This is a genomic window from Phytoactinopolyspora alkaliphila, assembly GCF_010550695.1.
Classification (GTDB): domain Bacteria; phylum Actinomycetota; class Actinomycetes; order Jiangellales; family Jiangellaceae; genus Phytoactinopolyspora; species Phytoactinopolyspora alkaliphila.
On record NZ_JAAGOB010000008.1, the window covers coordinates 187,056 to 201,611 of the forward strand.

The 14,556-nt window shown below is 65.3% G+C and carries 10 protein-coding genes and 1 pseudogene; 10 read left to right on the forward strand and 1 reads right to left on the reverse strand.

Annotated features, from left to right (window positions below):
• Positions 1-139: 139 nt before the first annotated feature.
• From G1H11_RS16145 to G1H11_RS16190, 10 genes and pseudogenes are all read left to right on the forward strand, one after another.
• Positions 140-746, forward strand: a pseudogene (locus G1H11_RS16145) (transposase); the annotation flags it as partial.
• Positions 747-912: 166 nt separating this feature from the next.
• The gene (locus tag G1H11_RS16150; protein WP_163819615.1) at positions 913-1,266 is read left to right on the forward strand and encodes a hypothetical protein; all 354 of its coding nucleotides are present in this window, start codon (positions 913-915) and stop codon (positions 1,264-1,266) included.
• A gap of 128 nt (positions 1,267-1,394) precedes the next feature.
• On the forward strand, positions 1,395-2,366 hold the full coding sequence (locus G1H11_RS16155) for a hypothetical protein (RefSeq protein ID WP_163819616.1): 972 nt from the start codon (positions 1,395-1,397) through the stop codon (positions 2,364-2,366).
• 84 nt (positions 2,367-2,450) lie between these two features.
• Positions 2,451-3,839, forward strand: a complete 1,389-nt coding sequence (locus G1H11_RS16160) for an SCO6880 family protein (protein ID WP_163819617.1) — start codon at positions 2,451-2,453, stop codon at positions 3,837-3,839.
• A gap of 80 nt (positions 3,840-3,919) precedes the next feature.
• Complete coding sequence (locus G1H11_RS16165) at positions 3,920-5,320, forward strand: ATP-binding protein (protein ID WP_246211454.1); 1,401 nt, start codon at positions 3,920-3,922, stop codon at positions 5,318-5,320.
• A 1-nt stretch (position 5,321) separates the two neighbouring features.
• Positions 5,322-7,085: a type IV secretory system conjugative DNA transfer family protein gene (locus tag G1H11_RS16170; RefSeq protein ID WP_163819619.1), complete on the forward strand. Its 1,764-nt coding sequence runs from the start codon at positions 5,322-5,324 to the stop codon at positions 7,083-7,085.
• 85 nt (positions 7,086-7,170) lie between these two features.
• Positions 7,171-7,695, forward strand: a complete 525-nt coding sequence (locus G1H11_RS27455; RefSeq protein ID WP_163819620.1) for a single-stranded DNA-binding protein — start codon at positions 7,171-7,173, stop codon at positions 7,693-7,695.
• A 14-nt stretch (positions 7,696-7,709) separates the two neighbouring features.
• Entirely contained in the window at positions 7,710-8,231 is a 522-nt protein-coding gene (locus tag G1H11_RS16180; protein ID WP_163819621.1) for a hypothetical protein, read from the forward strand.
• Complete coding sequence (locus G1H11_RS16185; protein WP_163819622.1) at positions 8,224-9,075, forward strand: bifunctional DNA primase/polymerase; 852 nt, start codon at positions 8,224-8,226, stop codon at positions 9,073-9,075. Before G1H11_RS16180 ends, G1H11_RS16185 begins: the two co-directional genes overlap by 8 nt.
• Positions 9,076-9,148: 73 nt before the next feature.
• A complete protein-coding gene (locus tag G1H11_RS16190; protein WP_163819623.1) occupies positions 9,149-9,493 on the forward strand; it encodes a hypothetical protein in 345 nt (114 codons plus the stop codon).
• Between the two features lie 1,280 nt (positions 9,494-10,773).
• Here G1H11_RS16190 and mobF read toward each other — a convergent pair.
• Entirely contained in the window at positions 10,774-14,340 is a 3,567-nt protein-coding gene (mobF, locus tag G1H11_RS16195) for a MobF family relaxase (RefSeq protein ID WP_246211482.1), read from the reverse strand.
• Positions 14,341-14,556 lie beyond the last annotated feature (216 nt).

Below are 14,556 nucleotides of genomic sequence, written 5' to 3' on the forward strand. Positions count from 1 at the left end.
CAAGGGTTGATCATCTTCAGGGCCCATACCGGTTCTTCACAGTTAAGGGGGTAGGGAGGGCTGGCGCGTCGTTGCCGGGTAGGCGTCGAGGTCTTCCGACGATGAGAGTTCTCACACAGCCCATCTGGAAAACCTCGACGTGCCTGACGCTACCTTCACACGCCCTGACTTGACCATGTTCTCCATCCCGACGAACTCGGCCTTGAAGCCGTCGGGCAGCGACTCGAACCCGACCGCCCCGTGTTGGCCTGCCGGTTGTCGAGTCTGACGAGTGGTGCCGCCGCTGCGGCTGCGAAGGCATGCTGCGTGACACCGTGGTCCGTCGGTTGGCGCACGAGCCGCTGGGGTGGCGCCCGACGACGCTGGAGGTGGCCGTGCGTCGCTATCGATGTGCTGGCTGCGGGCATGTGTGGCGCCAGGACACCACCAAACCAAGGGAGCAGAGCCGCGGGCGAAGCTGTCACGCCGGGGTCTGCGTTGGACACTCGAGGCGATCGTGGTCCAGCACCTCACCGTCGCCCGTGCCGCTGAAGAGTTTGGGTCGCCTGGAACAGGCGCCAACGACGCCGTCCTCGCCGGGGGCCAGCGGGTCCTGATCAACGATCCCACCCGGTTCGACGGCGTCAAGGTCGTCGGTGTCGACGAACATGTGTGGCGTAACCCCGACGCGGCGACAAGTACGTCACCGTGTCCTCGATCTGACCGGCATCCGTGAGGGCACCGGCCCCGCGCGGCTGCTGGACATTCGATCATTCCTCAAACAAAAACTACCGGCAAGGTAAGACACATGACCAGCTTTCCAAAGCCGGACACGCCGACCGTGTGCGCAGAACGCCTACTCCCTGCCGAGCGACAGGGAACCCAGGCGAACTCGCGTGCCTGGGCGTCGGCGCGCAGGGAAGGGCAGCCATCTTGCACCTCATCCATCAGTTGATCACCGAGCTACCACAACGAGCCGACTCCGAACTGGTCGCGTTCAATCCGAATATCCGGCCCAACGACGACGCCATCCCCGGTATCCCGGCACTGCGAGATCTGCTCGGTGGCGTCCTGTCGTTCTGTCTCTTCGCCTCGATGGGTGCACTGATCGTCTCGTTGCTGATCTGGGGCTGGGGTCGAATGTCGAGTTCGCCGCAACGCATCGATTCTGGCAAATCAGCCACCGCGTGGTCTCTTGGCGCGTTCATCGGCTTCGGGATGATCAACACCATCACGTCGTGGGCATGGGGAGTCGGGCAGGGTATCCCGTTGCCAGGCGCGGGATGATCGCCGTGGACACAGACCCGGTCACTACGAGGTCGGCTTGCGACGGTCTCGTCGACCCGTTCTCTCGCTTCGTTTGTGGCCTGACAACCGGCGGCCTCGATCCTGAAGGCTGGTTGCAGGATCAGACCATGGGCAGACTTGCCCGTTCAATGGCCGAGGCCGCCGAAACGATGGTCCTCGCCATGTGGTCGCTGATCATGGAGACCACCGCGGTGGATCTCACGGCCGACTGGGTGCGGGGCAACATCTCGGTCGTCATGCTCGTCGCGCTACCCATCGTGATCGCCCTGTACATGATTCAACTGACAGCCGCAGCGATACGGCGAGAGCCCGGAGGACTGGTCCGGGCAGTGGTCGGCGTCGTGGGCAGCCTTGCGGCCAGCGCCATCGCTCTGTCCGTCACGCAGTCGGTGCTGATGCTCACCGACTGGGCATGCGATCTGATCATGCGTTGGCGCGTTGGTGTTGACGTTGGTGAGGCGATCGAGACTCTCACGCCGGCCATGCTCGTAGCTTCAGCGACAGGTCAGGGTGCCGCTTTGCCGTCGCTTCTGATCGTGATTTTCGCGTTCCTCTACATCGTGGGTTCCTTCTGTGTCTGGTTCGCGCTGATGGCGAGGAAGGTGCTGATCATCGTCGCCGCGGTATTCGCGCCGCTGGCATTCGCTGGCCTGACGAGTAGGTACACGGCGGGTTGGGCGTCGAAGTGGTTGAGCATCATGTTCGCGCTCGCGCTCTCGAAGCTGACCGTGGTGATGGTGTTCGCGATCTCGGCCAGTGCGATTCGCTCCGGCCTATCCGGCACGGCCGGATCAACCTTGCGGGCCATCGGGGAGTTGTCGATGGGCCTGATGCTGTTGGCTGTCGCGGCGATCGCTCCTTGGCTGACGTACAAGTTTCTCGACTTCGTCACCCCCAACGGACGCGACTGGGACGGCACTGTCGGTCGTAGTACAGCAGCGGCGCAGGTGGGAGCACACAGCGCCCGGACAGTGATGTTCCGCGGGCGGGCAGCGCTCGGCATGCCGAACAGTGCGCGCCCGGCTGCGTACAGCCCAGCACAGGCGCTCCGCCGAGGCAGTCCACAGGGCACACCGTAGGAGGCATGCGTGACATCGAATGATCGACCGACAACAGCCAAGCCCATAACGGCGCGTCTCGGCCGACGCTCGGAACGAGGTGCCATGTGGGGACTCTCCGGCGGCCAGCTTCTCGCGATCGGCGTCGCCGCGTCGGTATTCGGCCCATCGGCGATGACCGCCGGGACCCGCGGCCTGGTCGCGACCGCCCCGGTCTGGGGCACCGCGCTCCTGTTCGCGTTCTTGCGGCCGCATGGGAGGACGCTCGTGGCCTGGACGCCTATCGTCGCGAACTGGATACTGCGCAGAACCCGCGGCCAGAACGCGGCGCTGAGGCGTCCCGACCGTCCGAGGCCAGCCGGAACCCTGGCGCTGCCTGGCGAGGTTGGCGCCCTCAGGCTCTACCGGCACGGCCCGACGACGACGGCGATGATCCATGATCCGCACAGACGCACCCTCACAGCGGTGATGAGACTCCGTTATCCCGCCTTCTTGCTGCTCGGTCAGGACGACAGGAACCGCCGCGTCCAGGGTTGGGGGCAGGCATTGAGTGGAGCCTGTCGCACTGGACGCATCAGCCGCGTGCAAGTCCTCGAGCGCACAACAGCCGACGGCGGGGAGGCCGTGCATGCGTATTGGCGCGACGCCGGCAACAGTGACACCGGCTCCGCCTCGGCGTCGTACGAAGACCTCATCACGACGGCAGGTCCCGCCTCCGCGCGCCACGAAACCCTGCTGGCCCTAACGATGTCCATCAAGCATTCCGCGCGAGCGATCCGCACGGCGGGAGGCGGCCTCGCGGGCGCTGCAACCGTTCTGATCAAAGAGTTGTCGGCAGTGACCGCCAATCTGCGGTCAGCCGAGATCGGCGTCGATTCCTGGTTAGATGAGGCCGAGCTCGCGTTGTTGATCAACACCGCGTTCAATCCCGGACGGGGACCCGTCTGGGACCGTACCGGTCATGGCCGGGGACTTGCGGTTGCGGGACCGATGGCCGTGACAGCCGCGTGGGATCACCTCCGCTGCGATGAGACCTGGCATGCCGTGTTCTGGGTCCGGGAGTGGCCTCGTGAGGATGTCGACGCGACGTTCCTCTCACCGTTGATGCTCACCAACAGCGTGCAACGAAGCGTAAGCGTGATCTATCGTCCCCGGACCACCCGCGAGGCCATGAAGGATGTGCGGGTCGAGCAGACGGAGCAAGAGTCCGAACAGCGACGACGCGACAAGCACGACATCCGCACCACGGCGGCGCAACAGCGCGAGCGAGATGACGTCGACCGGCGCGAAAGAGAATTGGTTGCCGGGCACGCCGATCTGGCATTCACCGGACTGATCTCGGTGTCCGCTGGCACCAAGGAAGACCTCGACGCCGCCATCGAAGAGACCGAAGGCGCCTGTCACCAGTCGGGACTCGACACCGTCCTCCTATACGGCCAGCAGGACGCCGCGTTCTACGCTGCCGCGCTGCCACTCGGACGAGTCCTGATATGAGGCTGCATACTGCCCCCGTACTCACACCGGCGGGTGCGAGAAGACGGGAACGGCGCCAGGTGCGTAGAGCGGCACACGCCATGGCCCGTGAACGCCACGCGGCCGAGCGGGCCGAACGCCAAGCCGTCAGGGACATCGATCGCGCACTCTGGGACATCGAGCAGCTGCCACGATCTGGCGAGGCGGGTCCGGCCGCGGGTCGATCCTGGCTGCCGCTGCGGTTACAGCCGCATCGAGGGACCAGCGCGACGTTGAGCGTCGTCTATCCGTTCATCGCTGAGGGTGGGCTCGGGTCGCGTGGCATGTATATCGGGCAGGACCTGATGTCCGGCAGTGCGTTCTGCTATGACCCGTGGGAGCTCTACCGCGCCCGAGTGATCACCAACCCCAACGTTCTGCTGGCGGGGGTCATCGGCCAGGGGAAATCCACCCTCGCCAAGGCATTGGCCTGGCGGTCGCTCCCATTCGGTCGGCGCGTGTACATACCAGGAGACGTCAAGGGTGAATGGACACCGGTGGTCGAAGCAGCCGGCGGCACCGCGATCCGCCTCGGTCCCGGTATGCCCGCCAGGCTCAATCCGCTCGACGTGGGCGTGCGCCCCACCGGAATGAACGACGGCGAGTGGCGCTCGCTCGTCCAGTCACGCCGACGTCAGCTCCTCCGCGCGATCTCCGAGACCGTCGTCGGCGATCAGCTCGTGCCCACGGAGCACACCGCCCTTGCCACTGCCCTGAGCGTCACCGAGCGATCGACCATCACTCCCACTCTGCCGGCCGTCGTGAACCACCTGTTGCGTCCTTCCCCGTTGACTACCGATCTGCCTGCCGATGAGGTCGAAGTTCTACGCAACGACGGGCGACGCGTCGGCCATGCACTCCAGCGGATGATCAGCGGCGACCTTGGCGGTCTGTTCGACGGCGATTCCACGGTCCAGTTCGACCCTCACTTGCCGATGGTAAGCCTCGACATGTCCGCTCTTGGCGAGGACAACGAGAACCTTCCCATCATCATGACCTGCGCATCTTCCTGGCTCGAAGGCGCGCTCCAGGACCCAAGTGGGGGCAAGCGCTGGATCATCTACGACGAAGCCTGGCGGCTCATGTCGGTTCTCCCCCTGCTGCGCCGCATGCAGTCCCAATGGAAGCTGGCCCGCGCCTTCGGCATCGCGAACATGGCCGTCATCCACCGGCTCTCCGACCTCGACGCGATCGGAGACCAGGGTTCCGAGGCCCGCGCGCTGGCAGCCGGTCTGCTCGCGGACTGCTCGACACGAATCATGTATCGCCAGGAGTCGGATCAGCTCGTTCACTCGGCCGAGTTGCTCGGCCTGACCTCGACTCAACGAGATGTCCTGCCCGACCTCAACACCGGCGAGGGGCTGTGGCGCATCGGGGAACGTGCCTGGATCGTCGCTCACACCCGCAGTGACATCGAAGCCAGGTTGTTCGATACCGACACCCGAATGCTTGAGGTTATCTGACATGGCCGCGCCACAACGCTCCAAGAGCAGCGACAGCAACACCGCACTCATCATCATGCTCGCCGCCATCGCTGCGGCAGCAGCTGTCTGGGCAGGCGCCGCAATAGCGGCCGTGGTCAACGGCTACTCACCGCCGCGGTTCGGCGTCGAATCGATCCTCAGAATCGTGAGCAAGCCTGCCGACCCGGAGGCCGCGTGGGGCCAGGAGATGCCACCCGCTGCACTGTCATGGTCATCCACCGCCCTCGTCCTCGCCGCGACGGCCGGAGTCGGATACCTCGGATGGCGACTTCTCGGCCAACGCCAACGAGACGACGTGCGCCATCTACCGGGTACAGCCACCGCTGCACAGATTCGCCACGCGGCATCGGCGCGTGCGCTACTCAAGCGTGGACGTCATCTGCGGCCTTCGATTACTCATCCCCAGGCCGACGACGTCGGTCACAAGCTCGGACATGCCCGGGGTATCGCTGTGTACACATCGTGCGAAGACTCAACGGTCGTGCTCGGGCCTCCTCGCTCAGGCAAAGGACTGCACATCGTCGTCGGCAAGATCCTCGATGCAACAGGCGCGGTGATCACCACGTCGACCCGCCCGGACAACCTCACCATCACCCTGAAGGCCCGCGCACGCACGGGTCCGGTTGCGGTCTTCGACCCTCAGCAGCTCGCCGCCGGTGTGGAACGCGGGCTGAAGTGGTCACCTGTCCGTGGGTGCCAGCACGCTCAGACAGCGATGATTCGGGCCCGTGGCCTGGCGTCAAGCATGGGGATGAACAGCAACGGCGGTGTGGACGACGCCAATTACTGGCAAGGACAGACCGAAGCAGTTCTTCGCGGCCTGCTGCATGCGGCTGCCCTCGATGGACGCAATGCTCATGATCTTTATCGGTGGTCTCTTGACCCCGTGCGTGCGTCTGAGGCGGTCCGAGTCATGCACAACTCCAGCCGAGCCGCCCCGGGATGGGCAGACGCCCTGGACGCGATCGTGGCCATGGACGATCGCACGCGTAGCAACATTTGGAGCGGCGTCCGCCAGTCCCTCGCAGCGCTGGCCGACCCCAGAGTTCTCGACGCCGTCACACCACATGAGCGTGACCAGTTCGACCCTGAATCTTTCGTTAACGAACGCGGTAGCCTCTATCTGCTCGGCACCTCCACCGGGGCCGGCGCGGCCGCAAGCCTGGTCAATGCCTTCATCGAGGACATGCTCGAGACCGTCCGGCGAGTAGCCGCACGAAGCCCAGGTGCGCGGCTCGACCCGCCTCTCTCCCTCGTCCTTGATGAGATCGGCAACCTGTCGCCCCTGCCGAGTCTGCCTTCGCTCATGAGCGAAGGCGGCGGCAGCGGAATCAACACCACCGCCGTCCTACAGTCGCTCGCCCAAGCTCGCGGAGCATGGGGCGACCAACAAGCCGGCACCATCTGGGATGCGGCCATCGTGAAACTCGTCCTTGGTGGCGGCTCCAACGCGCGCGACCTTCAAGACCTCTCCGCCCTCATCGGAGAACGCGACGAGGAGACCATCTCGACCTCCCGTGGAAATGATGGCAGCCGATCCAGCTCCACCAACCTGCGCCGCATTCCCATCATGGACGGCGGACGCCTACGCACCCTGCCGTTCGGGACCGCAGTGCTCCTGCTGAGGTCCGCGCCACCGATCATCCTCGACATGCAGCAGTGGACGAGACGTCTCGACGCGGAACAGCTTCGCCGCGACCGGGCCGAACTAGAAGCAGCGATCGGAGCCTACGCGCGGCGGTAAGCCGAACCAGGCGCGACGTGCGCATCGACAGCCTCCCCTCCGGCAGAGCCAGCGCCTGCTGGCCGCGAACGCTGCTGGAGGTTCCATGACCAACTCGTTCCCCGTAGCACTCACGGGCCGTGTGGGTACAGACCCGAATTTCACCATCGCCGCAGACACCGAGCGAGTCACGTTCCGCCTGGCCGTTGATACCCGTCGCCCCACAGACACGGGGGCGTGGGAGACCGTCGACACCGTGTGGCACGACGTCGTCGCCTTCAGCCACATGGCCGAGCAGATTAACCGGCAAGTCCGAAAAGGCGACGCAGTACTGGTGCTCGGTGACCTCCGTTTCCACACGTACGAGACACGCGAAGGGCAGCGCCGAACGAGATCCGAGGTCGTCGCTCGAGCCGTCGGACCTGATCTACGACTGGAGACGGTCGCAGTGGACCGGCAAGGCCGGACCAGAAACCCCACCACGGCCATCACGGCACCGGTTCAGGCACCCCGGCAAGGTCCGATGCTGCCAACACCTCCGATACCTGACCGACGCGCGTCCGTGCGCCCCGCAGCCTCGGCCGTCCCAATAGCAAACCACAGCAACACACCGCCGAACCCCTCGATCTGACAGGTGGGCATGCCATGACAAACGACTTCGGTCTCGACAGCGACGTGGGCCTTGCCCCTGAACAAGTCGACGCCTTCGTCGAGGAACTCCTCGGCGAGGCCATCCCCCGGCCGATCGTGTGGTCCTCCCTCAGCTCCGAACAGGCTCAAACGATTCTCGAAGACCTCGCTGAGTGGGTGTGCTGGCTGACCAGCCGCTACCAGCTTGACGGCCGAGAGCTCCCGCCATGTTGGTGGCGACACGGCTCATTCGTTGAGGAACTCAGTGCGCTGCGCGGAGCCTGGTTGGTCTCCTACGACGAGAACCAGACCGCTGCGGCCATGGCGGACTGGCATCGCATCTTTCACGACACAAGACATCGTCTCCGCGAGTGGCTCTCCCGCGCCGGGTGCTCTACGTACGAACATCGCCGCGGTGATCAGCAACCCTGGGCGGGCGACCAGCTCGATGCCTGGTGGTCGGAGTTCCGCCGCGACGTCGAAGTCAAGATCCGGGACGTCGTGGACGGCACGCCTGGGGCAGCTGGACATGATTGACGGCAAGCTCGAGGCCGCCCTGGACTATGCGGCTGAGTCTGTTCCTGTCTTCCCGTGCATACCTGACGGGAAGCGGCCGCTCGTCCCGCACGGTTTCCACGATGCCACAACCGATCCCGGCGTGATTCGGTCTTGGTGGCAGCGTTGGCCCGAAGCGAATCTGGCGACGCCCACGGGGCACCCCGGATACGACGTCATAGACATCGACGTGCACCCGGACGGCGACGGCTACCTACACATGGCCGTGTTGCACAGCCGCGGCCTCCTCGACGGATGGATCCACACCGTGAAAACTCCCAGCGGAGGCCTCCATCTCTACTTCCCTGGCACTACCCAACGCTGCGGCAAGATCCCCACTGCTCACATCGACTTTCGCGCCGCAGGCGGCTATGTGCTCATGCCACCGTCAACCATCGCGCGCGCCGACGGACCTGGACGCTACGAGACGGTGCAGTCCAACACCGAGGTGGCCAAGCCCGTCGACTGGGCGAAGATACGTGCCCATCTGACACCACGACGCCCACCAGCCCGGAGATCGACGCAGCACGCCGCCACTCCGCCAGACGTCCTCATGCGGCGGCTCAGCGCGCGGGTCGCAGAAGCCAGAGAAGGCAACCGCAACGATCTGCTGTACTGGGCCACCTGCCGAATTGCCGAGCGCGGCATCACCGATCCGCTGCCTCTGCTCAACGCCGCGCAACAAGCGGGCCTCCCCAGGCGTGAAGCAGAGCTGACCATCGCCTCCGCGTACCGGAATGTCGCTGCGCTGGCCAGCCCGACCCGTGAACCGCTCAACGAGCGCGGCTTACCTCGAACCTCCGCCCAAAGGGCACCGCGGCCATGACTGATCGCTCTGCTTATCCACAAGTTTCCGTCGCGATCGTGAAATCGGCGCGGGGCCAGGAAAGAGTCATCGCATGAACGACATCCACATCTATGAGCAGCCCATTCCGCCGTACGTAGCTGAAGCATGCGAGTGGCTTTCGGCCGCAGAGCGCCACGCCGGCGACCCGACGAACGAGGATGACATCCGTGCGGGCCTCGCTGCTGGTGAAGCCCTGGACATTCTGACGGACGTCACACCGCCATATCCGGTGCCCCGCGAGATCCACCAGCCATGCCCGCTGGCCGACGCCACACAAGCGACGCTGACGGCACTCGAGAGAGCACTCGGCGATTCCACAGCCGGCGCCGGTGAACTGCTCCGCATCGCGAAGGCGGTCCGGGTTCTCAAACGGCACCGGCAGTGCACGGGCATGTGATGACGTGAGGTACGAGAACGACGTCTCCAGGCTCGCCAGGCGGCTTGCAGTCCTCTTGGCGGACCCGGCACCCGTAAGCCGTGACGAGGTGATCATCGTGGATGCCGCACGCCTGGCTGTCCGACGCTTGTGCCGGCACGTGCTTTCCACGCTTACACCACTTCCGCCAGCGCCAGGGCCGCCAACGGGCGATTTCGCGGTGAACCCAGTCGCAGATTTGCAACGCCTTCTCGCCCAGGACCCTGTTCCCTTCGGCCATGCGCAATCGGACTCAGGCTGGGTCGACTACCAGACGACGACAGCAGCGGGCCGCCGTTGGGATGAGGTGCGCCGAGACGCGACGCTTGCCGCGCTCGAATGGAGCATGATCCGGCCAGACGCCCTGCCAAAAGAACGACCAGCATGGCCAATCATCGCCGACATCGCGGCCATCGCCGAGGCTTCGGCATTGATAGACCACGACCTGACAGAAACCTGGGCGGCGGCGCCTGAGGGCGGCCGTGGATGGGACCGCGAGCTGGATGGTTGGATCAGACTGGCCGGCGAACACGCCCGTCGTCAGATGGCGATGGGCGGTGAGCCCACCACCAGACCGCTTTCCTCACTTCGAGACGACCGCCCTCGGCGGGTCAGGAGTCCTGGCGACATCCCCGAAGCCACGATTCGCATGAGCCACCTGCTTCGCCGCGCAACCCACCTTCGCCCCGAGGCGGTAAGAGCCGTTGCTCGCGCCCATTCGTCGAGCCTTCTGACTATCGCCACACACATGGAACACAGCAGCAGGGGCGAGCTCGCTGGCGTCGTGTCCGGCCTACGGGAAACAGCCGGCGCCCTCGAGCGAGTGGCGGCGCATGCACGGTCTCTCCGGTCCATCCACGCCAATGACATGCGGCCTCTGCACCAGGGCGGGCAGTTACGAGCGGTTTGGCGACGGTTGGAGACCCCTACATCAGCAGACATCTCCCAGAACGACAAGCGCGCCATGGCGAGGAGCGTCCGTCCCTCGATCACAGTCATCTTCGCGCTGGAGAAGCTCATCGAGAGACAGGTCCACAACGGACATTGGCTCCAGAGCGGCGTGGCCGAACGATCAATCTGGCGACCCACGAGTCCTTCGGTTTCGTTACGGGTGGTGGCGTCCGCCCGCGAGGCCGTCGAGCGGGCGAGTCAGTTGATGACCGGCTTGCCGCCGTCCGCCAACCAGTCCCAAGCGCGAACCCAGACCCCTCACCAGATCCTCGCTCCGCAGCTCTCACGCTCGAGCACTCCATGCCAGTCACTCAGCGCTCCGGGGCACGACCTGCGGTCGCGACCTGGGCGTTCGTGACAGCCTCCAGCTGCAGAGGTGCATTCGTCGTGCCCTTCATCCCGCTTGAGTACAACGCGTCGTTCAACGCCCTCTCCGCACGCCGCCGATGGACGCGATGTGTCCAGTCCAGGCCGATGTCTGGCGCTAACGCTCGCGCACCCGTGATGCCGTGATACTCCCGGTAGGCCGCGATCGTCATTGCGCAGCGCTCCCATGTCAGCCGCGTATCCGGTGTGCTTCGTAGCTGGCCAAGTTCAGAAAGCCACGACGCGTTCTTCGAGATCGCCGCATGGACGAGCATACGTGCCCGGATCTCGATCAAAGCCGCCCGCTCGTCCAGAGCCGTCCGCATGCCCGGGTCGGACACGTGCCGAGATCTGGCGAACAGCCCCACGATCAATGTAGACGCGCCCCCTGATCGGGTCTCCGCAGCGTGGTCGATGATCTGATCCAGTCGGTCACGCAACACCACAAGGGGATCTTCAGCCTTGAGCAATTCATCCGCGGCGGCGATCCGTGGCAAGAGGTCTCCAGGCTGTAGACCGCGCGCCTCCGCCGCGCGCATGGCCGCGACGAGCCCTGCGTAGGACGGCGACGCCGTAACGTCGTCACCCGAGGGAAGCTGACAGGTCGAGAGGATTCCTTCCCAGTGGTGGGCCTCGGCCTCGCGGGCGATGGTCTCGTACTCCGCTGCAAGCCGCGCGATGTTCGTCGCCCTGCTCCGCTCGTCGACGATTGTCTCCCGTGCGGATAGCTCCGCCCCGCTGCGCCGCATGATGTTGGTCAACGCTTCGCGGGCACCCAGGGACTCGTCGCTGGGGAACTCGTCGTCGCTGTCGGTCACGACGTAGGCGGTGTTCCTTGCCTTCCCGCGGGTCATCGACACGTACAACGCTTCGCGCGTGGCGCTGGCCTCGACGACAATCGCGTGGGCGGTGTCGACCGTGGAGCCTTGCGCGCGATGCGCCGTTGTCGCGTACGCGAGTTCAACGTCCTCTGCCACGTATGCGGTCGGCAGGGTGATAGCTGCTCCGCGTCCGTCTGCGCGGGCGACGGTGAGCGAACCGTCCTGGTGCCGAAGCCGGACGGTCCAGTGGTCGCCGTTCTTGACCCAGGACCGTGGACCAGCGGCCAAGTAGCGATCGTTTCGGCGGGTGACGATGCGATCCCCTACACCGGCGCTGGTCCCGTCATGCAGACCGGTTCCACCACGCTCGACGTCGCCGCTGGTGACAAGATCGGCGCGGGCACGCTCGTTGAGTTCGCGAACGGTAAGTCGATCCGCCGCGATCAGTACTGACCGAAGGCCTGCTCCTTCGTCAGCTCGCCACGCCTGGTAGGCAGCGTCGACCATGTCTTCGCTGGAACCGTCGTGAACCCGCCCTTGCTCAAGGTAGGTGTCGATGACGTCGACATCGCCGATCCGCAGGCGGACGCTCGCAGCACGTTCCCACTCTGCGGTGAACCGGCGTACGCCGGTGAGCTCCGGGGGCAGGTCGCGGTCTCGGACCAGCATCCCGAAGGCGCCTCCAGCGTCCACCGCGGACAGCTGCGCCCAGTCCCCCACAAGCAACAGCTTCGCCCCTGCTCGTTCCGCCTGTTCTCGCAGCGTGTCCAGAGCGAGCGTGCCGGCGAGCGACGCCTCGTCGACGATGATCAGCTGACCTGGCTTGAACAGCCACCGCGCATTCTCAGTACGTTGTCGGCTGGATTCGTAGAGCCATTTGGCTGTGTTCTCCGTGGTGATGCCCAAGCTTTCGCCGAGGATCTCAGCTGCGGCTGCGGACGGTGCCAGGCCGACGACGCTTCCAGATCCATGCTGTTCTTCCCACGCCGCGCGCAGTGCCGCGAGCGCAGTGGTCTTACCTGTACCTGCCGGGCCCACGAGCACGTCAATGCACCGCCCGCTGGTGGCGACTTGGGTGATAGCCGTCGCCTGGTCCTCGGCCAGCACGAATCCCTGCTCCGTCGGCTCCGAGACGAGCCGTTCAATCACATTCAGCTTGAGGCCAGGAGCCGTGCACTTGGCGGAGGCCGCCTGCAGGCGATCCTCTGCTGCGAGCACTGCTTCCGACGTGTACACGTCACCATGCGTGCGGCTGAACGCCGATGTCCCGTCAGAGCGGAGAAACGTCCGCGGCGTAGATGCCAGCGGTGGTGGCGTGATCCGTATCGACATGGCGGTCACCCGTCGGGTGATGGCTGCGATCAAGGCGTCCCGGTCGGCCGGCGACTTCATGCGGTATGGCATCGACGCTCGCGCCGCGGCGGCGCGGATGTTCCAGGTCCGCCAGGTTGATCTCTCCTCGCTCAGTTCGGTGAAGGCTGCGGCAGCCATCTCGTCAAGTTCCGGCGCGACGTCGTCCATGCGCAGTGAGCGCCTGCGTACGCGAGCCTTTCCCCACCGGGCCAGGGACGCCGCCCATCGCGGCGCTTCGACTTTCAAGATGTTCGCAGCACGAGTCCGCCACTCATGGGTCATCTCGGCCAGGGAGCGAAGCTCCTTCGCCGGGCGGGTCATGTAGGTGGCTTGCTGCCGCAGCCGGAGCACAGTGACGTCGTCGGGTTCGCGGCCGTGTGCGCGCCGCCATTCGGAGATGAGCTCGTCTTTGACTGGCTGGATATTGGCGCTGCGCTGAGAGAACATCCCGATCAATTCCGCGCTGACGCCGTCGATCTCCCACGACTGGTTCTTCGTCTTCCTAGGTTCTCCGCGTCGTTCCCACCCGACACCGATCCTCACGGTAAGTCGGTCGGCAATCAGCGTGTCGTACAGCTCGCTCATTGCGACCACACTCGGGAACAGCGACCCTCGCGAATCCAGCGTCCGCCAGCGCCCATCAGGTCCCTGGACGCGATTAGCGACGACGACATGAGTGTGAAGCTGAGGATCACCCGTCCGGGAGTCGTAATGGTCGAACGCGGCAGCGATCAGCCCACGCGTGTCTACCTGAGCGACTCCGTTCGTGCCGATACGGGTACGCGCAACATCGCGTTCCATCACCCGCAGGACCTCGTCGACCGCGTCATAGTGCGCCTGCGAGATCTGTTCCCGTAGTCCTTGATCCGCCAGCGCCCACAACACGGAAACGCTCTTCGGTGGCGAGAAGACGCAGTCGAAACCCGAGACCGGCCTATGCGTGGGACGGCCATGTTCCTCGACCTCTATCGCGGCTGCACGCGCCGCACGGGCAGCATCCGGCAACGACGACGGGAGCGCCTGGACCCTGGCGGCGACCCGTTCGCGCCAACCCTTCGGGCGGTTGAAACGACGTCCTAGAAGCTCACCCGATGCCGGGTCGGTCCCGTGTTTGAACAGCCTCTCCATCTGCTCCTCCGACACCTGCGAACCCGGCGTCAGACCGTCGCCTCCAGCAAGGCCGGCAAGCCCGGAGCCCATCCACCGCCCCGGCGGATGCCCAGACTCCGCGTAGTAGCGGGTCATCGGCGAGATAGCCCCCGTCATGCCCTCGCCGTCGACGATTCCGCGCAGCAAGTACGTGTAGCCGTCGCCGGCATGCAGTGCCTTGACTGACATCACGATTGGATTGGCTGCCTCGGTCGGACAGGGACGGCGCGAGAAGCGAGCGCACTGAATCGCACCGTTGGGCCCTCGCTTTCCACCGTGGTCAACGTCCTGTGACGCTTGATGGGAGCAGGCAACCGCGCACGTGACAGGCTCGAATGCAGCACCCGCTGAGTTGACGAGGTCCACGCGACACTTCAACGGAGCAGGACGGGCTCAGGGTGGCTG